We start from the raw sequence: 23,187 nt of genomic DNA on the forward strand, positions 1-23,187 counted from the left end.
AGGCGTCCATGCTGCATGTAATTTTTTACTTCGCTATCGTTGTAGTTCTCGGATTTGGCTTCTCGTGGCTTGCCGATCGTCCGGGCGAGCTTGATGTTACATTCGGCGGCAATCATTACAACGTGCCACTGATTACGGCTGCTGCTGGTGTTGTCGCAATTGTTGCGGCGATCCTGCTTGTCTGGTGGCTGATCAAGAGCATTATCCAGTCGCCCTACACACTGCGCCGCCATTTCCGTGCGCGCAAACGTGACCGGGGCTATCAGTCACTGTCGACAGGGTTGATTGCAGCTGGTGCTGGCGACGCAGAGGCAGCCCGCCGCATGGCGGCTCAGGCAGGCAAACTACTTAACTCCGATCAGGAACCGCTCATCAAGCTTCTTGAAGCACAGACCGCCATGCTTGAAGGTCGCTCAGACGACGCCCGTAAGGGCTTTGAAGCCATGATCGAAGACCCGGAAACCAAGCTGCTTGGACTGCGTGGGCTTTATATCGAAGCGCAACGGGTTGGTGCGCGTGAGGCTGCTCGTCATTATGCGGTGGAAGCAGCCAAGGAAGCGCCACAGCTTGAATGGGCATCATCGGCCGTCATGGGGCAGCTTTGCTCTGAAGGCGACTGGGATGGTGCCTTGAAGCTCGTTGAAGCCCGCAAACAGGCGCTCGCACACAGCAAGGACGTAGTGAAGAAGGAACGCGCAGCGCTTTTGACTGCCAAGGCCATTGCGACAGTCGATGTGGATCATGCAAATGCAAAAGCTATTGCGCTGGAAGCGAACAAGCTTGCTCCTGATCTGGTGCCTGCGGCTGTTGTTGCGGCCCGCGCATTGTTTGCTGATGGCGAAGTTCGCAAAGGCTCCAAAATCCTTGAAGCTGCATGGAGACGCTCGCCGCATCCAGATATTGCTTCGGCCTATGTTTATGCTCGCGCTGGTGACACCGTGCAGGACCGCCTGAAACGGGCAAAACATCTGGTCACGCTCAGGTCCAATAATCCGGAAGGCAGTCTGGCTGTGGCGCGTGCTGCCTATGAGGCGGGCGATTATCGTTTGGCGCGTGATAATGCCGAACAGGTGTTACGTGGATCGCCGCGTGAAAGCGCTTATCTGTTGCTTGCGGATATTGAAGAGGCTGAAACTGGTGATCAGGGGAAGGTCCGGCAGTGGTTGGCACAGGCAGTTAAAGCCCCGCGCGATCCAGCATGGACAGCAGACGGTTATGTATCCGAGCAATGGTCGCCGGTGTCTCCGGTCACAGGTCGTCTCAACAGCTTTGAATGGAAAGTGCCAGTTGAGCAGCTTTCGCCTGTGATCGAAGTTGAAAAGCCAGAAGTGGCAGAAGTTATCCCTGATCGTATTCCGGAAAACACGGCAATCGTTCCGGTCGAGAATCACGCGTCAAAGCCGAAATTTGACGATATTGTTGAAGCGAAAGTTGTGCTACCGAAGGTGGAACCCGTCAAGGCAAAGCAGGAGCCTGCTAAACCTGAAATCAGGCACGTTGACAAGCCAGCTGTTCTGGATGCAGCAGAGCCGGAAACCGAAGATGACAACAAGGAACGTCCTGGTCATATTATCGTTGACGATCCCGGTGTTGATGAGCGCAAAGCCTCACAGAAGAGCCAAAACAGCGGTTTGCGCCTATTCTGAGCCTATAATTGTTGCCTAAAGACCACGCAAGCACCGTCTTGAGCTGCTGAAAACCGGCCAAGGCGGTTTGTCGCCTTGCCTCATATTTTGATCCCGCTAGTTTCAGATTTTCTAAAGAACGGCAGTCTGCCGATATATTTGTTTCTGTGGCGAGGGTGAATGTTCGAGCGTTTGCTGGATTTTCTGAAAGAGTTGCCGGGTAACGCTTTACGCGAACGGGGCGGAAAGTTTGCCGATGATGATCCAAGACTGGCTGCCGCAGCTTTGATGTTTCACATCATGGATGCGGATGGTGATGCGCGTGAAGTCGAGCGGACCAAGCTTTCCACCATGCTTTCACAGAAATATGGCCTGAAGGGGGATGCACTAAAACAGCTTATCCGTGCCGCTGAAGAGGCCGATCAGGAATCAATCAGTCTGTCGGATTTCACATCTGTCCTCAAACGCCATCTGGATTATCAGGCACGTCTCGATTTCATAGCGCTGATGTGGGACATCGTTTATGCCGACGGCATTGCGAGTGAGGTTGAGGTGGACGTAATGTGGCGCGTTGCTGATCTGGTTGGCATCACAGCTGCTGATCGCGACCAGATCGAAGTGCGTGTACAAGCGGGTAATAAACCTGCGCCAGAAGCCTGACGCAGCTTTGCACATTGAATTTAAGTGCGTCCTTGTAAATTGCGCGCTTTGCGTAATTGCGGGAACATGGCGGCCCATGCGGCTGCTACGACGATTGATCCCACGCCACCGATAACGACGGCAGGTACGGCACCGATGGCTGCTGCCATGAGACCAGCACGGAATTCGCCCAGCTCGTTTGAAGCACCGACAAAGACCATGTTGACGGCATTCACACGGCCACGAACATGGTCAGGCGTCCAGAGCTGCATCAGTGTTTCGCGGATATAGACGCTGATCATGTCGGCAGCACCGGCCAGAGCAAGCGCGATGATCGACAGCCATGTGAGGGTAGAGACGCCGAAAATGATGTTAAAGAAGCCGAACAGGGCGACGAAGACAAACATCACGCGGCCTGCGTGATCGCGGATTGGGTGGCCTGCGAGCCAGATAGCCGTGAGAACAGCGCCGATACCGGGCGCAGAGCGCAGAAGGCCCAAGCCCCATGGACCAAGATCGAGAATATCGCGTGCATAGATCGGTAGAAGCGCAACCGTACCGCCCAGCAGAACGGCAAACAAATCGAGCGAGATTGCCCCCAGAACGATCTTTTCTTTCCAGATATAGCGGAAGCCCGCAAGCATGGTTGAGAGCGATCGCTCTTCCGTCATTGTATGCTGCTTCGGCTTTGGAATGGAGAAAATCAGAATAGAACCCGCAACCAGAAACACAGTTGCTACGCCATAAGCAGCGATATGCGAGATGCCGTAGAGCAGGCCGCCAGCAACCGGGCCTACAATGGTTGCTACCTGCCAGGCTGATGAGTTCCACGAAACAGCATTGGCAAAGTCTTCTGTCGGAACGAGATTGACCACAAGCGAAGCGGAAGATGGTCCGAGAAAAGCGCGCGCTATGCCGAAGACCAGCAATGCACCAAAGACGACAATAGGTTCGAAGTCGCCAAACAAGGTGAGCAGCAACAGAAAGGCTGTGACGCCTGCTTCCAATACCAGCGACAGTCCCATGACAAGGCGCCGGCCAAAACGGTCAGCTGCAGCACCCGTAAAAAGAACAAGCAAAAGCGCTGGAAGAAACTGGACGAGGCCAACCATACCAAGATTGAATGCATCACGGGTCTGGTCATAAATCTGCCAGCCAACAGCCACGCTGACGATCTGAACGGCAAAGGCGCTCAGGAAACGTGCGGCCCAATATTTTTTAAAGGAAACATGGCGAAATGCGGCATAACGATCCGCATGGGAAGCATCGGTACTGGGGGACATTGCTCAAGACATCTGTAAAAGGGAACTTCTTCTTACAGCAATTTTTAGCTGGAAAGTATCACATTAATTAGAGAATCTAACGCTTGTGCACCAAACCGGGAGCGTGCTTCTTTAGAGCCTGAGCAGGCGATAGCCAAGCAGCAGAAAAAGGCCGGTTTTAAACCGGCCTTCTGTTAAATATCTTTCGTGAGTGCTCATCAATCCTTGCCGAGAAGGCCTTTCCAGATAATGGCGCCGATAGCAGCCCCTACCAACGGAGCCACCCAAAACAGCCAGAGCTGACCAAGCGCGCCGGTTTCTGCAAACAGGGCTGCCGCTGCAGATCGTGCCGGGTTGACCGAGGTATTTGTTACCGGGATTGAGACCAGATGGATCAGCGTCAGCCCAAGACCGATTGCAATAGGTGCGAAGCCTGCTGGTGCTGACGAGGATGTCGAGCCCAATATGACGATCAAGAAGAAGGCCGTCAGCACAATTTCAACGAGGAGTGCCGAGGTCAGGCCGTAGCCGCCTGGTGAGAGTTCACCATAGCCGTTGGATGCGAAGCCTGCCGCTGTAAAGCCGCTTTTCCCGGTTGCGATGAGGTAAAGAATTGCTGCTGCAGCGATGCCGCCCAATACCTGTGCAATCCAATAAGGGATGAGGTCTTTCGCGGGGAAACGTCCTGCAATCAGAAGACCCAACGAAACGGCGGGGTTAAAATGGCCACCCGAAATCCCGCCTACAGCATAGGCCATTGTAAGGACGGTCAGACCGAAGGCAAGGGCAACGCCTGCAAAGCCGATGCCCAGTTCAGGATAGGCGGCTGCAAAGATCGCGCTGCCGCAACCACCAAAAACAAGCCAGAATGTTCCGAAAAATTCTGCAGACAGTTTATTCAACATGGAAGTCCCCAGTGTTGGTGCCGTGATATTGCTACATGAGAATCAATTTCATAAATATATATAAATGTCTATATTTGATCAAATTTGTTTTTATTTATATAAATAACTAATTTATAATTGTTTTATAATAATGGGAATCGTAGGATTTTTATTTTACTAAATGGTTAGATTTTTAATTTTCGGAATATCTAATTTTAAAAATAAACAAGAAAAAAGCGTGTATTAGCCGTTTTTATGCCTCAATTTAAACCACTCTGATTTTTGTCTGGCATATTGCCGTAACAGTCAAAAGCACGCTATAAGAAACTTGTTCGTGTAGATATTTGCCATGAAAACCATCTTGGCAAGTGGGTGTTTCGTGGGGCGTTATTGGGAGTTGCCAGCCTTGAATATTCAATTTCAGGCGCGAACATGCAGATGGGTTCTGCAATCCGCTATATGGGTGGGCTTCAGTGCAGTCCTTTCAGGCTGCACAGCGACAGCATGGTCGGAAACTGTCAGGATCGACAGCAAGCCACCAATGCCAACGGAATGTGCAGGCTGGCAGAGGATAGATCTAAAACAGCGCACGACAATGGTTTTGCTTCGCGAAGATGCACGCCTCGTTACCGACATTGATTCCCACAATCTAAAAGGCCGTAATCTGGGCTGTTGGGAATAATACCTATCAATAATGCTTAACTTTTAAGCGATTGCAGCCGCGAATGTGGTGGATTTTTAATTCGTATTATTGTGGCTGTATTCACGCTTAGGAACTTCAAAACCCGGAACAACAACGGATTCAATATTTTACTGGTACGAAGCAACCGAAGTTCGCTTTTGTAGTTGCTTCACTGTGATACGAATTTTAGTTTCACCATACCCGTTTTTGTATGAGCATCCCAATATTTGCCTGATTGCCCTGCCTTATAAAAATCCAATGCTCTCGTAATTTTTACAAGTGATTCCGATAGAATTAACCTCACATTAACCATGGGGGTTAATGGTCTTTTTATATGGCTCCATCCGCAGCACCGACTGGTGCAAGGACAATTTAGAGAAATACAGCGGTGATACGTTTTGAGAATGTCGGCCTGAGATATGGTATGGGACCCGAGATCCTGAAGGATGTCAGCTTCCATATTCCGCCGCGCTCATTCCAGTTTCTGACTGGCCCTTCAGGTGCCGGAAAGACGTCGCTTTTGCGATTGCTTTTTATGGCGCTCAAGCCAACGCGAGGACTTATCAATATTTTTGGCAAGGATGTTGCGCGACTTGACCATAAGGAAATTCCGCTATTGCGTCGGCGCGTTGGAATTGTATTTCAGGATTTTCGCCTTCTTGATCATTTAACTACTTATGAGAATGTTGCACTTCCGCTGCGTGTCCGTGGTAAGGAAGAAGCCACTTATCGTCATGAAGTTGAAGAACTTCTGCACTGGGTGGGGCTTGGTGATCGCATGAACGTGTTGCCGCCGGTGCTTTCGGGTGGTGAAAAACAGCGCGCAGCGATTGCACGTGCGCTGATTGATCAGCCGGAACTGCTGTTGGCGGACGAACCGACAGGCAATGTTGATCCACCGCTCGCAAAGCGTTTGTTGCGGCTTTTCACAGAGCTTAATCGGTCTGGCACTGCTGTTGTCATTGCGACGCATGATCTGTCTCTGATGGATCAGGTTAATGCACGTCGCATGATCCTCGAACATGGGCGGCTCGATATTTATGAATAATACGAGCGGAAACAGACAAAACACTTTTGCCAAAGTCAGCGAAGACGTGCGCATACGCTTTGAAGACCTCAAGGATATGCTCCTCGTACGTATTGGGAAACGCAGAAAGCGCCAAGGACCTAATCCAATCGTTCCGGATGGAAGTGTCACTGGAACGGCTTTGGTCATAGTGATTGCAATTATGACCTTTCTCGCCTGTCTAACCCTTGGCGGCGTTACACTTGTGCGTACATCAGCTGCGCAATGGCAAAGCCAGATTGCCCGCGAGGCAACCATCCAGATCAGGCCCGTCGACGGCTTGGACATGGAAAAAGCACTGTTGGATGCAAGTGCTATCGCACGCGGCTTCGCGGGCGTGAAGGACACCAGTATTGTTGACAAGGATGCAACCGCACGCCTGCTCGAGCCTTGGCTTGGAAGTGGCCTCGACATCGATGAATTGCCGGTGCCGCGTCTCGTGGTTGTAACCATTGATGAAAACGCACCACCTGATTTTGAAACCATGCGTGCTGAGATTTCACGCGCTATACCGAGCGCTAGTTTTGATGACCATCGGACATGGGTCGACAGGCTTGTTTCCATGGCTAATACGACTGTGCTGATCGGTACTGGTGTTTTGTCGCTGGTGATAGCCGCAACGGTTTTAACGGTGATTTTTGCCACGCGTGGTGCGATGTCCGGCAATGGTCATATCATCGAGGTTTTGCATTTCATCGGTGCAGAATCAAAGTTTGTTGCACGTGAGTTCGAATGGCACTTCTTTCGGACCGCTCTCAAGGGGGCATTGTTCGGCGGGGGAGCAGCTATGCTGGTATTTTTGGGATTTTCATGGTGGGCATCACGTCGCATGGGAACGCCTGCTGGCGATCAGGCAGCTGCAATGTTTGGTAACTTTGCCATTGGTCGTGATGGCTATATTGGTGCTGCCGCAATCATCATTCTGGTGAGCTTTCTGACGATGCTGACAAGCCGTTTGACGGTTGTCCGTCAACTCGCGACAATGGATGGTCCTGGAGTGCGTGGTGAATGACAGCGTTTTTTGCCAATTCCGACCGGAAATCACGACTTCCTCGCAGGTTTTCGATTTATCGCCGCAATAATAGCTATGATAATGAGGCGAAGGAAAATCAGATTCGGCGTATAACTTCGGCGGAATATCTGGAAGGTAATGATGCAGCGACAGGCAAAGAACCTAGGTTGCATAGGGGCGCTGTGGTATGGCGACGTAGCGGCGCTGTGGACGCATCATCGGGTATTGCTTTGGCGGGCGCTAAATTTCTATGGTCACTTTTAATGCGTGTATACCGTCGACTTCAGCCCGTTTCCATTTTTCTCTTCCTGTTGCTTCTTGCCTTTCTTATTGGCTTTGTTTGGTTCAGTGAAAAAGTCACGAGTATGCAGTCGCCAGCGTTGGACGCGCCAGCGGATGCCATTGTCGTTTTAACGGGAGGCCAGTCGCGTATTCAGGCTGCACTTGATCTTCTGAAAGATAAACAAGGCAAGAGGTTGCTGATCAGCGGTGTGCATCCATCGACCAATGAGAGAGATTTGCAGCGCGCCACGCATACCGACGCCAGCCTGTTTAACTGTTGTGTCGATCTGGATCGTTCCGCACTCAATACGGTAGGAAATGCAACGGAAAGCGAACGCTGGATTCGTGCCAACGGTTATCATCGAGTGATTGTGGTCACCAATAATTACCATATCCCACGCAGTATTCTCGAAATGTCTTCTCGCATGCAGGATGTCGAGTTCGTCCCATATCCGGTTGTGAATGGTGAAAAGCGCACGCATAGCTGGGTGGCTGAAAGCGATACGCTCCGAGTCCTTTTCATCGAATATGTCAAATATATTGGTGCAGCTATCCGTGTGGGTGGTGCGAAGATTTTTGGTAATACGTCTGCACCCTCATAGGCCTAAAGCCGTGATTATAGTTCGGACTGACTGAATCAGAATGGCACGAAGATTTCTTTATGGAAAAACTCGAACTTCCTGATATATCGGTTGCCGCTGCCTTTTAGATGCAGCTCTCAGTTTCTTTTGCCTGATCAATTCTCACGATGACATGGGATGGGGGGCATAACCAAGGTCTTCGCCGATACGATGCTTCTCTATCTGCGCTCCATTTTATTCAATATCGCATTCTACATCAGTACCTTCGTGCAGATGGTACTTTACACGCCGTTTTACTTTCTGCTTCCACGCAAGAAAGCATGGATAGTTCCAAAGACATGGGCGCGGGTTAATTTGTGGCTGCAAAAATATATTGCGGGCACTGATTATGTGATCGAAGGTCTCGAAAATATTCCGGAAGGTGCATATATCGTCGCACCGAAACATCAGTCCGCATGGGATACTTATGCTTTTCTACCTCAGCTCGATGATCCTGTTCTGATCCTCAAGCGTGAGTTGATGCGGATACCGCTGTTCGGCTGGTATGTTGCAAAGATGGAAATGATTCCTGTTGACCGCGGATCGCGGGTCAAAGCACTGCATTCCATTACCTTCGGTGCCCAGAAAGCGATTGCTGAAGGTCGTCAGATTCTTATCTATCCTGAAGGTACACGTCGTTCACCAGGCGCGCCACCGCAATATAAGTATGGCATTGTTCATCTTTATGACGCACTGAAACTTCCGGTTTTGCCAATAGCACATAATGCCGGACTCTACTGGCCTCGCCGCAGGTTCCTGCGTTTTCCGGGCACAATTCGCTGTCGTGTGCTGCCGCCCATTCCTGCAGGGTTAGAGAAAGAAGAATTTCTACGTCGTCTGATCGAGACGACAGAAACCGCGTGTGATGACCTGCTCGTTGCAGCAAGCCGTGACGTTAACGCTCCGCCTATGCCACCGACAGCCGTGCAACGGTTGAAGGAACTCAATGAAATAACGACTGTTGTTAAATGAACCGATAGCGCTCTGCTTCGCAAGAAAGAACGGCAAAACTTCATGTTTTGTTAAACTTTCGTTTTTCTTGCGCGAAAACATGAAACCCGTTATCAGAGCGCGATACGAAAGGACCCATCATGAATATCGATGCTATCTCGATTGGTAAAAATCCGCCAGAAGACATCAACGTAATCATCGAAGTGCCAGTTGGCGGACAGCCGATCAAGTACGAGATGGACAAAGAAGCTGGTGCTCTGATTGTGGACCGCTTTCTTTATACGCCGATGACCTATCCGGGCAATTACGGCTTTGTTCCGCATACGCTTTCAGAAGATGGCGACCCAATCGACGTTTTGGTTTGCAATACGCGCCCACTGATCCCTGGTTGTGTTATCAATTGTCGTCCAATTGGCGTCTTAGTCATGGAAGACAACTCCGGTAAAGATGAAAAGATCATCGCCGTTCCTTCGCCAAAACTTACACAACGTTATGAAAAGGTGCATGATTATTCGGATCTTCCCGAGATCACGCTTAAGCAGATTGCGCACTTCTTCGAACATTACAAAGATCTGGAACCTGGTAAGTGGGTCAAGATCGGTGACTGGGGTGATGAAGATTACGCACGCAAGTTCATTGTCGAAGCAATTGAACGCGCTAAGAGCAAGTAATTATTTTTATAGTTTATTTAAAAAAGTGCCCGGATAAAAATCCGGGCACTTTTGTTTATAGTCTATTTTGCTATCTGCTCAGAGCAGAGCGGGGAGTAGCGTCGTCCACATGAACTGACGGATAAAGAAGATAATCAGCAGCAAAACGATTGGCGAAATATCTATACCGCCAAGATTCGGCAGAATATTGCGGATCGGGCGCAGAACCGGCTCGGTAACTTTGTAAAGAAACTCGCCAATTGAAGCCACGAAACGGTTGGAAGAATTGACGACGTTGAACGCATAGAGCCATGAGAAAATGGCGCTTGCGATGATGATCCAGGTATAGATATCGAGCGCCAGATCAATGGTGCGAAACAATGCGATCATAAAACCTTCTCCTTGAGAATTTTCCGAGATGTAGCGGTTGCATTCGTCAAGAACAAGGGCAGAGATGGCTGTTTCTTTAACCCAAGGCATTCAATAGAGCCGGTGACAGCAGCAACGGTGCTGTGTATCAATTACGCTGGGAACAGAACCATCCGCATTGTCTGCCATTCGTTCTGTGTGCCGTACAACGTCTTTTGCAGGCTGCGAAACTGCGATGAAGCTTTTTGGAATCTGGCCACTGGTCACAGAAAGAATTTACAAGTTGCATGGTGCCAAAGTTATTTGGCTGGCCAGAATGCAACGTAAAGGACTGAGGTTTAAGTCTGGAGATATTGGTTCCTCGCAAGTGCCTTTCTGGCAGACGCAGAGTTATAATGCCAATATTGGAATCTCTTTTGCAGTAGGCGCTTTCATTTTCGCTTTGGGAAGCATTTTTATGTTCTGCTCACTGCGCTGGCCTGAATTGGTCAATTTGACCAATCTGACTTTTTTTGCAGGCTCCATACCTTTTACAATTGCCGCAGGGTTACAGCATTTTCAATCGGCCAATGCATCGGACTTTAGTGTTCAGGAGGTTGAAGGACATACTCGGTTATCGATTATAGGATGGCATCCAAGTAGTGCAGGTTGGTTAAGCTCTTTCACGCAGTTTATTGGCACGCTCGCTTTTAATATCAGTACATTTAACAGTATCGCTGCTCCAGGCCGCCCGGAATTGGATGTTCTGGAAATATGGGCACCGAATTTTGAAGGCTCTGTCTTGTTTCTGATTTCGGGCTATTTGGCTTTTGTTGAGGTTGGAAACAAACATTGGAGCTGGCGCCCGAAGAGTTTATCGTGGCAGATCGTTTTTATTAATCTTCTGGGTTGTGTTGCATTTATGATAGCAGCGATTACACCGTCGTCTCCGAACAGAGACGATGCGCTATGGTTACTTAGCTATTCCAACACACATACCCTTATCGGTGCGGTGTATTTTTTTATCGGTGCTGTTCTACTTGTCAGGGAGAGCCGTGAGGCCGAACCAAGTTGATGAAAGTGAGATTAGATATCCGCCGTCTGATATTTCTTGGCCGTGCTGCTGATCAAACGACTGACATGCTCTAGTGCGTGATCGCGCACACGCATATTGCGCAAATGTTCGACAGTGTTTGAGAGATAATCGATATTTGCACCAGATTCGCCTTGTGCTGATGCGACGATTGCCGCTGCATCCTCTGCTTTAAGAGAGCCAGCATATTGTGTATGCGTTCGGTCGGCGACATAGGTGACGGCTTGTACATCGCGGCCATCTGCTAGTCGTAGACGTAGCCATTTTTCGTGATAGACGCGATTAGCCATTTCACGCTCGCGCAAATAGACCATGACTTCATCCGACATTTCCCCGGGTACACGGAAAGCGATTCCAAGACAGGAACCTCCGGTATCAAGGCCGAGCACCAGACCAGGGTGATCAGGGGTACCACGATGAACATGTGAATATATGCAAAGACTGCGGCGATAGCCGTGAAGGCGCGCGCGTGCAGTTTCGACATGTGCAAATCCCGGTCGCCACATCAGTGAGCCGTAACCGAATACCCAAAAATCATTTATGTGCTGATTGTCGGTGTGCTTTATCATGGTAGGAATCTATATAAGTTCAATTATGGCACGTTTTTAACGGCATTCTTAGAATATCCCGCACTTTTTGGTGAGCGGCACTTCACAGGACCCAATCCTGCCATAATATAGCCACCTGTTGGAGACAGCAGATTAATTTATGATGCGTCAGGTTCGCAAACTGATATCAGGTTCTGGTAACCAAGTAACTGATTAAATAGAGGCTTTTTTGATGGCGCATGCTGGTAGTGAAACAAGAAAATCCAGAAAGCGCACAATCACGATAGCGGCTATGGTCGTTGCCCTCGTTGCGGCTTATACGGCTGGTTGGTTCTATGTCTCAGATAAGATTGAAGCGCGCGCTAAAGCTGATATAGCGAAACTCGCATCTCAGGGGGTAGGCGTTCAGTGTGAGAACCTTCACATGGGCGGATATCCACTGCGTGTGAACGTAGTGTGTTCCAGCATATCTTGGCAGAAACCCTCTGAAGGTATGGCTTTGCGAGCCGGCCGCTTCGCCTCGGGCTCTCCTGTTTTTGCGCCGCGTTCACTCAGCAATGAACTGAACGGGCCTGCTTTTGTCGAGTTTCCTGGCATTCAGCCGCTAGAGGTCAATTGGAGCAAGTTTACCTCCAATACACGTCTTGCGCGTCCGTTCCCAACAGAAGTCGAACTTGATGCTCGTGATGTCACAGTCGGCGTGCGGACCGAAACAACAACTACTGAACCCATCAGCAAGCTTGAGCAGATGAATTTCCGCATGAGCACCGAAGATGATCAGCTCAAGATCAATGGGCGTTTTGCAGCGCTCAAGCTGGAACCATCCGTTATAGGTAGTGTCAAGAGTCCCGAAATCGACGGTCTGGCTGATATTGAGTTTGCCAATGCCGCAACATTGCTGGCACCGAGCGCTGCACCACTTAACGAACGGCTGCGTGGTCATAGCGGTGTGATTAATCAGGCTTTTCTGTCCATGCCCAATGGCGCTATGCTTTCGGTCGCCGGTCCATTTTCGGTGGATATGGAAGGTGCGATTGATGCTGACTTGAAGGTTACGATGGTCAATCCGCAATCCTTCGCGCAAGCCGGTCAGACTGTGTTTCCAGAACAGGGCGGTAATATCGCTACTGTTCTTTTTGCCCTTTCCGCCATGCCGAAAGACGAAAACGGCAACCCCGTTATCGAGATTGCCGTTCGTAAGGGTATAGCCAGTGCTGGATTTATTCCATTAGGACATTTGCCAACTTTGTAAGGCCTTATGGAATAGGGCAGAGCATTTGTCTGCCCCGATTATTATTTCTTTTCGCTGATTTCAGTGGCTGCCTGACGTCCGAAGTTTGGTGCGTCGACTTCCTGACCGGCATCGATAATGCTGCGACGCACCGCACGCGTGCGTGTGAATAGATCAAACAGAGCCTCACCATCACCCCAGCGAATCGAACGCTGCAATGAAGCGAGATCTTCCGAAAAACGCGCCAGCATCTCAAGGATTGCGTCCTTGTTATGCAGGCAGACATCGCGCCACATGGTTGGATCAGATGCGGCCAGACGCGTAAAATCACGGAAACCCGAAGCCGAATATTTGATGACTTCCGATTTTGTCACCTGCTCCAGATCACTGGCTGTACCAACGATGTTATAGGCGATGATATGCGGAAGATGCGAGACGATGGCCAGCACCAGATCGTGATGCTGTGGGTCCATCTGATCAAGGCGCGAGCCGCAAGCCGTCCAGAAGGCGGAAAGCTTGTCGATAGCCCCCTGATCTGTGTCCGGCAGAGGCGTAAGGATGCACCAGCGATTGGTGAAAAGTTCGGCAAAACCAGCATCGGGACCTGAATATTCCGTACCCGCAAGAGGATGACCGGGAATGAAATGCACATTGTCCGGCAGTTCCGGCTGCATCTGGGCGATGACGGAGGCCTTGGTGGAGCCCACATCGGTGACGATGGCGCCTGGCTTAAGATGTGCCGCAATCTGCTTGGCAACGGTGCCGGACGAACCGACCGGCACCGATACGATGACGAGATCGGCATCTTGGACGGCTTGCGCACTATCGGTTGAGTAGCTGTCGCCGAGGTTCAGTTCCTCGGCGCGCTTCAAGGTTTCGGCACTGCGTGTTGCAATGGCGATATGATTGACGAGGCCTTCGCGGCGAATGACACGTGCCAGCGATGAGCCGATGAGGCCAATACCGATGAGCGCGATTTTTTCGAAATGGATCGTGGACATCGTCTTATTTCAAAAACTCGGTCAAAGCAGCCACAACGCCACGATTGGCTTCTTCCGTACCAACCGTCATGCGCAGCGCATTCGGAAAACCATAGCCACCCACGCGACGCAGGATATAGCCGCGCCTGGAAAGCCATTCATCAGCCCTATCTGCCGAATATCGGGTATCGTCAAGGAAGTGGATTAAAACGAAGTTGGTGACGGAAGGTGTCACGCGCAGCCCAAGCTTGGTGAACTCATCAGTAAGCCAGGACAGCCACTTTTCATTGTATTCAACCGATTTTGCAACATGAGCTCGATCACGGATTGCAGCAGCCCCCGCAGCGATTGCTGCGGAGTTCATGTTGAAGGGGCCGCGGATACGGTTGATGGCATCGATGATGTGCAGCGGCGCATACATCCAGCCGATGCGCAGGCCTGGCAGGCCGTGAATCTTTGAGAATGTGCGCGTCATGACGACGTTCTCATTTGACGAGACCAGTTCAAGACCCGCCTCATAATCATTCCGGCGAACATATTCTGCATAAGCGCCATCAAGTACGAGCAAGACGTTTTTCGGCAGCCCGGCGTGAAGACGACGTACTTCCTCGAATGGCAGATAGGTGCCCGTCGGATTGGCCGGATTTGCAATAAAGACGATCTTCGTGCGTGGTGAAAGGCTGGCGAGTATTGCATCAACGTCAATGCGCTCGTCCTTTTCCTTGGCTGTCACCGGATTTGCACCCGCACCCATCGACTGGATTTTATAAACAGCAAAACCGTGTTCGGTGACGATAGTTTCATCACCTGGAGCCAAATAAGTCTGGCAGATAAGTCCGAGCAACTCATCCGATCCGTTGCCGCACATGATGTTGCCAATATTAAGTCCCTGTACTTCGGCAATCGCTTCGCGCAGGGCCTGCGCCTGACCATCGGGGTAGATCGCCAAAGCGTCTGCCAAGTGTCGATAAGCTTCTATTGCATGTGGACTGGGGCCAATTGGGGTTTCATTGGAGGAGAGCTTATAGACTTTTGCAACGCCTTCCACGTGTTCCTTGCCTGGAACATAGGCTGCAATATCGAGCAGGCCGGTTTTAGGCTGGGGACGGGAAAGGTCTTGCGTATTGGTCATGATTTTGGCTCCGCCAAAAGGACTGATGTTAAGGTTGCGTAGCGGGCATAAACCTCCGCTGCGTGCAAGTCGAGAAAAACCTTGCTGTGAAAGGATGTAGTGCTACTTTTTGGATTCTTTGGGAGCTGTTTTTCGCAAGCCGCTGACCGGTGTTCCCTGTGGTGCCAGAACTGGCACAAAGACACGGCGTGATGAGCGTTGTGCAACTGGCAACCCCTGATAAAGCCGTTTCTGCGCTTCGATAACCAGAACGCCGGAAAACAGTGGCCAGAGCTTGCGGCCTAGGCCTTCAATCGCCATGCAGGGGCGCATCATCCAGCGACGTTTGACAGGCGGAAAATGCAGCGCATTGCTGATTGTGTTGACACTGAAATTGGCCTCGCGCAGCAAGGCTGTCAACTGTGTGCGGCTGTAAGGGCGGCCACTGCCGAATGGCGTGCGGTCGAGACGCGCCCAGACACCGCGACGGTTCGGCACCACGATGACGAGCCGGCCGTTGGGGGCCAGCACCCGCCACATTTCTTTGAGCGTTTCAGAAGCGTTTTCGGCATATTCCAGCGCATGAACCATTAACACCCGGTCGATGGAAGAATCAGGCAAGGGCAATTCTTCGTCGAAAACCAATGCCGTGCTGGATTTTCCTGATGATGGCCATGCAACAGCACCCTGTCCGGCAGGCATGAAAGCAAAGCTGCGTTCTGTATCGGCGCTGAAACGGTCGAGATAGGGGAGACTATAACCAAGCCCCACAAGACGTTCGCCTGGTACATGTCCCCATAGTGCTGCAAGTGCCATGCGAATAGAGCGCTCGGCAAGATGGCCAAGGGTGGTTTCGTAAAAGGAACGTAGTTCGATAATGTCCGGATGCATGCCTGGCACGCTATATCAAATCAATAAAATGGCAAATGATTATGCTTCATCTGGCTCATCGCAAAGTCGTGCGTTCCTAAATGGTGCAATTTTCTGAAAGCATGCTATAGAGCGTGCCTTTCAGAACTAAGCGATGCTTGTAAATCAGGAGACGCAGCAGATGCCTCAGGTCGGCGGCAAAACCATTGACGTGCTTTTCAGCCCGGAGGAAATCGCTGCGCGTAATCTCGCGCTGGCAAAGGAAATCGCCGGTCGCGATTTTCATAATCTGCTGACAATTTCCATTCTCAAAGGCTCTTTCATTTTCGCAGCGGATCTTATTCGTGCAATGCATGATGCAGGGGTTGAGCCGGATGTCGAATTCATCACGGTTTCAAGCTATGGCAAGGGTACGACCAGCACGGAAGTACGTCTGCTGCGCGATATCGACAGCGATGTAAAAGATCGCGACGTTTTACTGATCGATGACATCCTCGAATCAGGCAAGACGCTCAAATTTGTGCGTGAGCTGATGATTGAGCGTGGCGCGCGTAGCGTCAGCATTGCCGTGCTTCTCGACAAGAGCATGCGTCGAAAAGTTGATCTTGACGCCGATTTTGTCGCTTTCGAATGTCCAGACTATTTCGTTGTTGGTTATGGCATGGATGTCGGCCATTCCTTTCGCCAACTTCCATATGTCGGTCATGTGAAGGAATAGTACCAGATTTCTGGCTGCTGTTTTGGCGTCAATCGAACTGCAGCAGCCGCTGGAGATATTCCTTTTCCATCTGCGGGGTCAGCGCATCGCCAAGCTTGCGGCGAATCTCATCCAGAATCTGACGGGCGCGCTGAATATCGATCTCTCCAGGTATCTTGACGCCGTCGCCATCAGACGGACCGTTGTTGCCTTGCTGGCGACCGAGCGGATCACGGCCATTTTGACCGCTCTGCCCCTGAGCGTCCTGTCCCATGGCCTGCTGCATCTTCTGTATCATATCGCGGCCACCGCGGCGAAGTGCTTCCAAAGCACTGCCTTGCTGATCGCCTGCTTCCGAGCCTTCATTGCGACCAAGTGCATCGGCGGCCATGCCCATGGATTTTCCGGCGTCGGAGAAATCCTGATTGGGATCAATGCCCATGCCCTTGAGGTCTTCATTGAACTTCTTCAGCTCGTCTTGAAGTGCCTGCTGCTGCTGTTGCAGCTTGCGCATGGCTTCCGCGAGATCTGAAGGCGTATCGCCGGGCTGGACACCCTGACCTTGACCCTGTTGCGATTCGCCCTGTCCCATAGGGCCCGTATCGCCGGGAAGCTGGTCGTCCCCATATTCGCCTTCGCCGCTGCCATATTGCTGTTGCTGCATCTGCTGATCGAGTTTGAATGTCTCGTTCATCATCTGTTGCTGGCGGCGCATCAGATCACCAAGCTTGTTCATCTGCTGCTGCATCTGGTTGGCTTGGCCCTGACCTTGCCCCTGCTGGCCGGGCTGCGCCTGTTGCCCCATCTGCAGATTGTTCATCAGGTCCTGCAGTTGCGACAGAAGCTGTTCAGCCTGATCACGCGAACCTTGACGAGCCAGATTTTCAATCTGGTCCATCATGCGCTGCAAATCCTTGTCGGTCAGCATGCGTGCATTCGGGTCCGTCGGCTGGTTGCGTGCATTCGGGTTCTGCTGCTGACGCTGGGCGAATTCACGCAGGAACTGCTGCATCGCTTCGCGCAATTCGGCCGTCAGCTTTTCGATTTCTTCCTGAGAAGCACCGTTCTGCAAGGCGTTACGCAATGCTTCCTGCGCCTGACGCAAACGCCTTTCTGCTGCTGACAGATTGCCGTCTTCAATACCGAGCGCAACCTGCCACATATAATCGGCTGTATCTCGCAAGGTGTCGTCGCTGGTCGCAAGTTTCAGCCGCGTGCGGATCGTCACGAGACCCAAATAATGGGCGGTGTTCTTAATCGTTTCCTCTGGCCGCAACATCAATGCAGAAAGCATGTCGCGCACATGGTCGCGTTGCGTTGCATCAAGCGCCAGAATACGGCGCTGCTCGGCAACAGCCTTGGCCAGCGGATTGGAGAAAGGGCGTTCAGGCAGCGTGATGATTTTTGTTTCGCTGCGTCCGAACTTGCCTGCTGCGTCTGCTGCAACAAGTGTCAGTGCCACTTTCTGGCCGGCCCAAGGATGCTGGGTCAGATCTTTCGACGTCGTTGCCTCTTTCGATCCACGGCGGGGAAGGGCAAGCGGTAATTCAGGCGCATCATAAAGAGGAGCGGTTTCCTCTTCCTCATGATCAATATCAAGCGGTACGACTTCACCATAGGCCTTGGTGGCACCGTAATCGTCGCTGATCTCATAGCTAAGCTGCAAAGTGCCATTGAGTGCGCGGCCCGGCTCTTTGGTGAGGCGGATTGTCGGCGCATTGTCTGGCGTGACAGCAAATGTCCAGCTGAGATCATTGCCCGAAAGGTTCAGGGTTTCGTCCTGTTGAAGATCGTAGCGGAAGTTGCGGCTGCCATCGACATTGGTCTGCTGTTCAGCCGTTGCATCTTCGCCTTCCTTGGGTGCGATAGGCTGTACTTCACGACGATGTCCGGTCGCATCGGTTGCTGTCAATCTTTCAGAACTGCCGCCGATTACGCGAATATTGACGATGCTGCCCTGCGGTACGGTTATAGGCTTTTCGACATTGCCTTCATCAGCATTGGTGCTGAGGAATACCGGCGCGCGGCCCGTATACTGTGGTGGCGTTACCCAGGCATCGACGCGGGCAACAGCGGTGGCACTACCGGCGCGGATATGAAAAGCATCGGCGATGCGCCCGCTATTTGGGCTAAGGCTATAGGCGGAAGCGGTCACGAACAGCAGCGCCACGATTGCGCGCAGTGCAAAAGGATCACGCTCAGGAATATGTGGACGCGGTACGCCTGACTGCAGGTTTTTCAGGCGCTCGGCCATGCGGCGCTTGTGCTCCCGCCAGAGAGCGACCGCAAAAGGATCATTGTTGCCGGTCGCCATTTGCCCGGTTTGCACGGCCAAGGGTTCATGGATCAGACCGTTTACATCTTCAATGCGTGCGGTAATGGCATCTTCACCGGGCAGGCGGAAACGAAACGGCAGATAGAGCGCGACAAGTGCCGCCAAAGCAAAAAGCCCAAGCACACCCAGATGCAGCCAGCGCGGCATCAGCGCAAAAAGCCCAAGCCAGCTTAAGCTTGCAAAAAGCGCAATCAACAGAATCAGCGGCAGTACGAGAGGCCAGAGTCGCTCGAAACTGATCGTCAGAAAGCTTTGCAGGCGAAGGCGGCGCAGGGCTGCACCTTCGCCGGAAAACAGGCGGAAAAACGCATCGCGCTTGCGGTTTGGCAAGTCTTTGCTGTCTTTTCTCTGTTGTGTCATCGGGTCTTTCTGATGCGTGTAACGCCTATGGTTGTTTCATAGAATAACACGCATCATGGCAAAGGCGAGGCTGGGCCTCTAATTTATAGCCAGTCCGGTACAGAATCGAGTGCTAGAAGCTCTTCGTAAGTGCGGCGTGGACGAATGACGTGGTAGCGATCACCATCCACCAGCACTTCAGGGATCAGAAGACGGCTGTTGTAGGTGCTCGACAGAACTGCGCCATAAGCGCCCGTCGTACAGACAGCGATCAGGTCACCGGGAGCAGGCTTTGCCACTTCACGGTCAAGGCCTAGATAGTCGCCGGTTTCACAAACAGGGCCGACAAAATCGGCGCGGATGCGTGGGGCATTATCCTTGGTTTCCTTGACCGGTTTGATGTCGTGGAAAGCTTCGTAAAGGGTCGGACGAATGAGGTCATTCATCGCTGCATCAACGATGACGAAGTTCTTTGCGTCGCCTTCCTTCACGAAAATAACTTCCGTTACCAGCAGACCGGCATTGCCGACGATCAGGCGGCCCGGCTCGAACACGGTTTTGAGACCAAGCGGCTTAATGTGCTTTGCAACGATTTCCGCATAGGCAACCGGCAGCGGTGGCGGGTTGTTATCGGTACGATAAGGAATGCCTAAGCCCCCGCCGACATCAACGTGGCGAATATTGTGGCCATCAGACCGCAATTCCTCAACCAGCTGCGCCATCAGTGCAAAAGCGTCGTCGAAAGGCTCAAGATCAATGATTTGGCTACCGATATGCATGTCGATGCCGACAACATCGATACCGGGCAGGCTTGCTGCGCGCGCGTAGGCCTGACGGGCTTTTATGCGTGGAATGCCAAACTTGTTTTCGGATTTACCGGTCGAAATCTTGGCATGGGTCTTGGCATCGACATCCGGATTGATGCGCAGGGATACAGATGCAACCTTGCCCGCCTTGACTGCGCGGGCGGAAAGAATTTCCAGCTCCGGTTCGGATTCGACGTTGAAGCAGTAGATGCCTGCTTCCAGCGCAAAATCCATTTCATGCGGGGTTTTGCCAACGCCGGAAAACACGATCTTGTTGGCCGGGATACCGGCAGCCAAGGCGCGGCGGATTTCACCTTCTGAAACCGTGTCAGCGCCTGCGCCAAGCTTGGCGAGTATCTTGAGAACAGCCAGGTTCGAGTTGGCCTTCAACGCGTAAGTTACCAGCGTTTCCATATCCGCAAAGGCTTCGCTGAAGACGCGGAAATGGCGCTCGATCGTGGCGCGCGAATAGACGTAAAAAGGCGTGCCGACTTCTTTTGCGATGTCGGGCAGGCTCAGATTTTCGGCGTGGAGAACGCCGTCGCGATATTCAAAATGATTCACGGGAAACAGTCCCTGCTTGATAAGCTATTACAGAATCTTGTCGAGTATGAAGGGCTTGTCTTCCTTCGGTTTCTCAACTGTGCGACCCTGTTCATTGGTGATGAGCTGTGCTGGCGGTGGCTCAAGTGGGCCTTTTCGTCCGCAAGCGGCAAGAATGGCTGCAAGAGCGGCGATCAGAAGCACGGAGGAAATGGCGGAGCGGCCTGTCATCAGCTTTGGTTCCCGAATTTGTCCTATGGGTCAGGTCTAACCCAAAATATCTGAAAGTGAAATCACTCCTTCAAGAGCGATCTCACTAACATGCTCAGCTTACGCCTTTGTAATGCGCTTTTTCCAATAACGGATCTGGCGGCGCACTTCCTGTGGCGCTGTTCCGCCAAAAGACTGGCGGCTCTTGACCGACTTCTCAACCGTCAGATAGCCGAAGATCGCATCGGTAATACCCGGATTGATCGACTGAAGGTCTTCCAGCGAAAGCCTGGAGAGATCGACCTTTTTGCTTTCGGCCAGAGCCACGGCGCGGCCCGTCACATGATGGGCGTCACGGAAAGGAAGGCCAAGCTCACGAACCAGCCAGTCGGCCAGATCGGTAGCGGTTGAATAACCAGAACCTGCAGCCTTCTTCATGCTTGCAACATTGATGGTCAGGTCACGCACCATGCCGGACATGGCGGCAATTGCGAGTTCCAGATTTTCGGCTGCATCGAAAACCTGTTCCTTGTCTTCCTGCATATCCTTGGAATAGGCGAGCGGCAGACCCTTCATGATGGTGAGAAGTGCAACAAGCGAGCCGTTGATACGGCCGGTCTTGGCGCGAACCAGTTCGGCGGCGTCCGGGTTCTTCTTCTGCGGCATGATCGACGAGCCGGTCGAGAAGGCATCAGACAGGCGCACGAAATTGAACTGCGGTGTGGACCAGATAACGATTTCTTCAGCCAGACGCGACAGGTGACCCGCGCAAATGGCAGCAATCGACAGGAATTCCAGCGCGTAGTCACGGTCAGAAACACTGTCGAGTGAGTTGCGGGTTGGCTCGCGGAAACCGAGAGCTGTCGCAGTCATGTGGCGATCGATCGGGAAGCCAGTTCCGGCGAGCGCTGCCGCACCCAAAGGCGATTCGTCCATGCGTTCAATCGCATCGCGCACGCGCGACAGATCGCGGCCAAACATTTCGACATAGGCCATGCAATGATGACCAAAGGTGACGGGCTGCGCGGTCTGTAGATGCGTGAAGCCCGGCATGACGGTTGCGGCATGTTCTTCGGCGCGCTCAAGGAAAGCCTCGATCAAGCCTTTAAGAGCCGCGGCAGTCTTCTGCATTTCCTGCTTGACCCAAAGGCGGAAATCAACAGCCACCTGATCATTGCGCGAACGGGCTGTATGCAGACGTCCTGCGGAGGCGCCAATCAGATCGGCAAGACGCGCTTCGATATTCATGTGAATGTCTTCAAGCTTGCGCGAGAAAGCGAATTTGCCGTCCTCGATTTCCTTGAGGATGGTTTTCAGGCCGTCTTCGATCTTTTTGTGATCGTCTGCCGCAATGATGCCTGTCTTTGCAAGCATGGCAGCATGGGCGAGCGAGCCCTGAATATCCTGTGCATACAGCTTGCGGTCGAAGCCGATCGATGCATTGATCTCTTCCATGATCGCATCGGGCCCTGAGGCAAAACGGCCGCCCCACATCTGATTGCTTGATTTTTGTTCGCTCATGCTCGTATGCCTCGGATGCAAGACTACCGCATCGGCTCAAAATCGGAATCGATTTTGGAAAGCACGATGCGTAGATTAAACAAGTGAGAGCGTCCTTTGTGCATCCAATTGGATGCACGGCGCTCTAACGGAAAGTGACGCGCTATGGCTGAAGACAACGTTAAGGCAAAGTCAGGCAATCGGAAGATTGTCCTTCTTGCAGCACTTGCCGGTGTCATCGCCGGTATAGGCGCGGTATACGTGATGGAACGGCCTTCTGGCAATGCACCAGTCGGCAAAGTTTACGTTCAAAGTGATGAGGCTTCCGCACAATGTGCGTTCAAGGCGGATAGTCTGAAAGCGCTTGATGCGGCGGTGACGGGCAGTGTTGCCGCTATGCGTGCCGCCGAGAAGCCGATTTCTGTAGCCCATATTGCTTTCACTGGACCCGATGGCAAGCAGACAACACTTGGCGATTACAAGGGCAAGACGCTGCTTGTTAATCTCTGGGCGACGTGGTGCGCGCCGTGCCGCGAAGAAATGCCGGAGCTTGATAATCTTCAGGCAGAAAAGGGCGGAAGCGATTTTGATGTCGTTGCCATCAATATCGATACCGGATCGGATGAAAAGCCGAAAAAGTTTCTCAAAGAGATCGGCATCAAGAATCTGAGCCTCAATCGCGATGCCACCATGTCGAGTTTCAATGAATTAAAGCGTAAGAATCTGGCTTTTGGCCTGCCTGTGACGCTGCTGGTTGATAAAGACGGCTGTCAGATTGCCTCAATGAATGGGCCGGCTCCATGGGATGGACCTGACGCGATTAAGCTGATCGAAGCTGCGCAAAAACTTTAGATAGACAATTTCACCGTTCGGTGGCTTCCTCTTCTTGAGAGAGGAAGTTGC

Annotated in this window: 23 protein-coding genes; 12 read left to right on the forward strand and 11 right to left on the reverse strand. The window is 51.9% G+C overall.

Features of this window, described 5'->3' with window-relative positions:
• The first annotated feature begins 8 nt into the window (after positions 1-8).
• Both H5024_RS02375 and H5024_RS02380 read left to right on the forward strand, forming a co-directional pair.
• The gene (locus tag H5024_RS02375) at positions 9-1,646 is read left to right on the forward strand and encodes a heme biosynthesis protein HemY (protein WP_187543852.1); all 1,638 of its coding nucleotides are present in this window, start codon (positions 9-11) and stop codon (positions 1,644-1,646) included.
• 159 nt (positions 1,647-1,805) lie between these two features.
• Positions 1,806-2,285: a TerB family tellurite resistance protein gene (locus H5024_RS02380; RefSeq protein WP_187543853.1), complete on the forward strand. Its 480-nt coding sequence runs from the start codon at positions 1,806-1,808 to the stop codon at positions 2,283-2,285.
• A gap of 20 nt (positions 2,286-2,305) precedes the next feature.
• On the opposite strand, the gene H5024_RS02385 is transcribed toward H5024_RS02380, so the two are convergent.
• Both H5024_RS02385 and aqpZ read right to left on the reverse strand, forming a co-directional pair.
• Positions 2,306-3,547 carry an MFS transporter gene (locus H5024_RS02385; RefSeq protein WP_187543854.1) on the reverse strand — a complete coding sequence of 414 codons (1,242 nt, stop codon included), beginning with the start codon at positions 3,545-3,547 and terminating at the stop codon, positions 2,306-2,308.
• A 197-nt stretch (positions 3,548-3,744) separates the two neighbouring features.
• Positions 3,745-4,431 carry an aquaporin Z gene (gene aqpZ / locus H5024_RS02390; RefSeq protein ID WP_187543855.1) on the reverse strand — a complete coding sequence of 229 codons (687 nt, stop codon included), beginning with the start codon at positions 4,429-4,431 and terminating at the stop codon, positions 3,745-3,747.
• A 385-nt stretch (positions 4,432-4,816) separates the two neighbouring features.
• On the opposite strand from aqpZ, the gene H5024_RS02395 reads away from it, so the two are divergent.
• The 6 genes from H5024_RS02395 (at position 4,817) to ppa (ending at position 9,694) form a co-directional block, all read left to right on the forward strand.
• Positions 4,817-5,092 carry a hypothetical protein gene (locus H5024_RS02395; protein ID WP_187543856.1) on the forward strand — a complete coding sequence of 92 codons (276 nt, stop codon included), beginning with the start codon at positions 4,817-4,819 and terminating at the stop codon, positions 5,090-5,092.
• A 424-nt stretch (positions 5,093-5,516) separates the two neighbouring features.
• The gene (gene ftsE / locus H5024_RS02400) at positions 5,517-6,140 is read left to right on the forward strand and encodes a cell division ATP-binding protein FtsE (RefSeq protein WP_210309581.1); all 624 of its coding nucleotides are present in this window, start codon (positions 5,517-5,519) and stop codon (positions 6,138-6,140) included.
• Positions 6,115-7,170, forward strand: a complete 1,056-nt coding sequence (locus tag H5024_RS02405; RefSeq protein WP_187543858.1) for an ABC transporter permease — start codon at positions 6,115-6,117, stop codon at positions 7,168-7,170. Before ftsE ends, H5024_RS02405 begins: the two co-directional genes overlap by 26 nt.
• Positions 7,167-8,054: a YdcF family protein gene (locus tag H5024_RS02410; RefSeq protein ID WP_187543859.1), complete on the forward strand. Its 888-nt coding sequence runs from the start codon at positions 7,167-7,169 to the stop codon at positions 8,052-8,054. The genes H5024_RS02405 and H5024_RS02410 overlap by 4 nt, the downstream gene beginning before the upstream one ends.
• A 189-nt stretch (positions 8,055-8,243) precedes the next feature.
• Positions 8,244-9,044, forward strand: a complete 801-nt coding sequence (locus H5024_RS02415; protein ID WP_187546544.1) for a 1-acyl-sn-glycerol-3-phosphate acyltransferase — start codon at positions 8,244-8,246, stop codon at positions 9,042-9,044.
• 119 nt (positions 9,045-9,163) lie between these two features.
• Positions 9,164-9,694, forward strand: a complete 531-nt coding sequence (ppa, locus tag H5024_RS02420) for an inorganic diphosphatase (RefSeq protein WP_187543860.1) — start codon at positions 9,164-9,166, stop codon at positions 9,692-9,694.
• A gap of 78 nt (positions 9,695-9,772) precedes the next feature.
• Here ppa and H5024_RS02425 read toward each other — a convergent pair whose 3' ends face one another.
• On the reverse strand, positions 9,773-10,063 hold the full coding sequence (locus H5024_RS02425) for a YggT family protein (RefSeq protein WP_187543861.1): 291 nt from the start codon (positions 10,061-10,063) through the stop codon (positions 9,773-9,775).
• A gap of 214 nt (positions 10,064-10,277) precedes the next feature.
• On the opposite strand from H5024_RS02425, the gene H5024_RS02430 reads away from it, so the two are divergent.
• A complete protein-coding gene (locus tag H5024_RS02430; protein ID WP_187543862.1) occupies positions 10,278-11,096 on the forward strand; it encodes a hypothetical protein in 819 nt (272 codons plus the stop codon).
• An 11-nt stretch (positions 11,097-11,107) separates the two neighbouring features.
• Here H5024_RS02430 and H5024_RS02435 read toward each other — a convergent pair whose 3' ends face one another.
• Positions 11,108-11,683 carry a gamma-glutamylcyclotransferase gene (locus H5024_RS02435; protein WP_187543863.1) on the reverse strand — a complete coding sequence of 192 codons (576 nt, stop codon included), beginning with the start codon at positions 11,681-11,683 and terminating at the stop codon, positions 11,108-11,110.
• A 211-nt stretch (positions 11,684-11,894) separates the two neighbouring features.
• On the opposite strand from H5024_RS02435, the gene H5024_RS02440 reads away from it, so the two are divergent.
• Positions 11,895-12,914 (forward strand): DUF2125 domain-containing protein, encoded by a 1,020-nt coding sequence (locus tag H5024_RS02440; RefSeq protein WP_187543864.1) that lies wholly within the window; start codon positions 11,895-11,897, stop codon positions 12,912-12,914.
• Between the two features lie 41 nt (positions 12,915-12,955).
• Here the strand turns inward: H5024_RS02440 and H5024_RS02445 are convergent, their stop codons facing one another.
• From H5024_RS02445 to H5024_RS02455, 3 genes are all read right to left on the reverse strand, one after another.
• The gene (locus tag H5024_RS02445; RefSeq protein ID WP_187543865.1) at positions 12,956-13,894 is read right to left on the reverse strand and encodes a prephenate/arogenate dehydrogenase family protein; all 939 of its coding nucleotides are present in this window, start codon (positions 13,892-13,894) and stop codon (positions 12,956-12,958) included.
• Between the two features lie 4 nt (positions 13,895-13,898).
• Complete coding sequence (gene hisC, locus H5024_RS02450) at positions 13,899-15,005, reverse strand: histidinol-phosphate transaminase (RefSeq protein ID WP_187543866.1); 1,107 nt, start codon at positions 15,003-15,005, stop codon at positions 13,899-13,901.
• 102 nt (positions 15,006-15,107) lie between these two features.
• Complete coding sequence (locus H5024_RS02455) at positions 15,108-15,875, reverse strand: class I SAM-dependent methyltransferase (protein WP_187546546.1); 768 nt, start codon at positions 15,873-15,875, stop codon at positions 15,108-15,110.
• A gap of 160 nt (positions 15,876-16,035) precedes the next feature.
• Between H5024_RS02455 and hpt the strand changes: the two genes are divergently transcribed.
• Positions 16,036-16,572, forward strand: a complete 537-nt coding sequence (hpt, locus tag H5024_RS02460; protein ID WP_187543867.1) for a hypoxanthine phosphoribosyltransferase — start codon at positions 16,036-16,038, stop codon at positions 16,570-16,572.
• A gap of 28 nt (positions 16,573-16,600) precedes the next feature.
• Here the strand turns inward: hpt and H5024_RS02465 are convergent, their stop codons facing one another.
• The 4 genes from H5024_RS02465 to argH all read right to left on the reverse strand — a co-directional run bounded on the left by H5024_RS02465 (position 16,601) and on the right by argH (position 22,305).
• On the reverse strand, positions 16,601-19,246 hold the full coding sequence (locus H5024_RS02465; RefSeq protein ID WP_187543868.1) for a TIGR02302 family protein: 2,646 nt from the start codon (positions 19,244-19,246) through the stop codon (positions 16,601-16,603).
• A gap of 83 nt (positions 19,247-19,329) precedes the next feature.
• A complete protein-coding gene (lysA, locus tag H5024_RS02470) occupies positions 19,330-20,595 on the reverse strand; it encodes a diaminopimelate decarboxylase (protein WP_187543869.1) in 1,266 nt (421 codons plus the stop codon).
• 27 nt (positions 20,596-20,622) lie between these two features.
• The gene (locus H5024_RS02475; protein ID WP_187543870.1) at positions 20,623-20,805 is read right to left on the reverse strand and encodes a lipoprotein; all 183 of its coding nucleotides are present in this window, start codon (positions 20,803-20,805) and stop codon (positions 20,623-20,625) included.
• 99 nt (positions 20,806-20,904) lie between these two features.
• Positions 20,905-22,305, reverse strand: coding sequence for an argininosuccinate lyase (gene argH, locus H5024_RS02480; RefSeq protein WP_187543871.1), 1,401 nt, complete (start codon positions 22,303-22,305; stop codon positions 20,905-20,907).
• Between the two features lie 144 nt (positions 22,306-22,449).
• Here argH and H5024_RS02485 point away from each other — a divergent pair, with 144 nt between their 5' ends.
• Entirely contained in the window at positions 22,450-23,136 is a 687-nt protein-coding gene (locus tag H5024_RS02485; RefSeq protein WP_187543872.1) for a TlpA disulfide reductase family protein, read from the forward strand.
• Positions 23,137-23,187: the final 51 nt, after the last annotated feature.

The organism is Ochrobactrum sp. Marseille-Q0166 (genome assembly GCF_014397025.1).
Lineage (GTDB): Bacteria > Pseudomonadota > Alphaproteobacteria > Rhizobiales > Rhizobiaceae > Brucella.

Bases quoted from the DNA above. Each gene is read 5' to 3' on its own strand.
- hisC (WP_187543866.1), bottom strand. From the start codon at position 15,005: ATGACCAATACGCAAGACCTTTCCCGTCCCCAGCCTAAAACCGGCCTG.
- ftsE (WP_210309581.1), top strand. From the start codon at position 5,517: ATGGGACCCGAGATCCTGAAGGATGTCAGCTTCCATATTCCGCCGCGC.
- H5024_RS02415 (WP_187546544.1), top strand. From the start codon at position 8,244: ATGCTTCTCTATCTGCGCTCCATTTTATTCAATATCGCATTCTACATC.
- aqpZ (WP_187543855.1), bottom strand. From the start codon at position 4,431: ATGTTGAATAAACTGTCTGCAGAATTTTTCGGAACATTCTGGCTTGTT.
- H5024_RS02425 (WP_187543861.1), bottom strand. From the start codon at position 10,063: ATGATCGCATTGTTTCGCACCATTGATCTGGCGCTCGATATCTATACC.
- hpt (WP_187543867.1), top strand. From the start codon at position 16,036: ATGCCTCAGGTCGGCGGCAAAACCATTGACGTGCTTTTCAGCCCGGAG.
- argH (WP_187543871.1), bottom strand. From the start codon at position 22,305: ATGAGCGAACAAAAATCAAGCAATCAGATGTGGGGCGGCCGTTTTGCC.
- H5024_RS02410 (WP_187543859.1), top strand. From the start codon at position 7,167: ATGACAGCGTTTTTTGCCAATTCCGACCGGAAATCACGACTTCCTCGC.
- H5024_RS02465 (WP_187543868.1), bottom strand. From the start codon at position 19,246: ATGACACAACAGAGAAAAGACAGCAAAGACTTGCCAAACCGCAAGCGC.
- H5024_RS02380 (WP_187543853.1), top strand. From the start codon at position 1,806: ATGTTCGAGCGTTTGCTGGATTTTCTGAAAGAGTTGCCGGGTAACGCT.
- H5024_RS02485 (WP_187543872.1), top strand. From the start codon at position 22,450: ATGGCTGAAGACAACGTTAAGGCAAAGTCAGGCAATCGGAAGATTGTC.
- H5024_RS02455 (WP_187546546.1), bottom strand. From the start codon at position 15,875: ATGCATCCGGACATTATCGAACTACGTTCCTTTTACGAAACCACCCTT.
- ppa (WP_187543860.1), top strand. From the start codon at position 9,164: ATGAATATCGATGCTATCTCGATTGGTAAAAATCCGCCAGAAGACATC.
- H5024_RS02375 (WP_187543852.1), top strand. From the start codon at position 9: ATGCTGCATGTAATTTTTTACTTCGCTATCGTTGTAGTTCTCGGATTT.
- H5024_RS02435 (WP_187543863.1), bottom strand. From the start codon at position 11,683: ATGATAAAGCACACCGACAATCAGCACATAAATGATTTTTGGGTATTC.
- H5024_RS02385 (WP_187543854.1), bottom strand. From the start codon at position 3,547: ATGTCCCCCAGTACCGATGCTTCCCATGCGGATCGTTATGCCGCATTT.
- H5024_RS02440 (WP_187543864.1), top strand. From the start codon at position 11,895: ATGGCGCATGCTGGTAGTGAAACAAGAAAATCCAGAAAGCGCACAATC.
- H5024_RS02475 (WP_187543870.1), bottom strand. From the start codon at position 20,805: ATGACAGGCCGCTCCGCCATTTCCTCCGTGCTTCTGATCGCCGCTCTT.
- H5024_RS02445 (WP_187543865.1), bottom strand. From the start codon at position 13,894: ATGTCCACGATCCATTTCGAAAAAATCGCGCTCATCGGTATTGGCCTC.
- H5024_RS02430 (WP_187543862.1), top strand. From the start codon at position 10,278: ATGAAGCTTTTTGGAATCTGGCCACTGGTCACAGAAAGAATTTACAAG.
- H5024_RS02405 (WP_187543858.1), top strand. From the start codon at position 6,115: ATGGGCGGCTCGATATTTATGAATAATACGAGCGGAAACAGACAAAAC.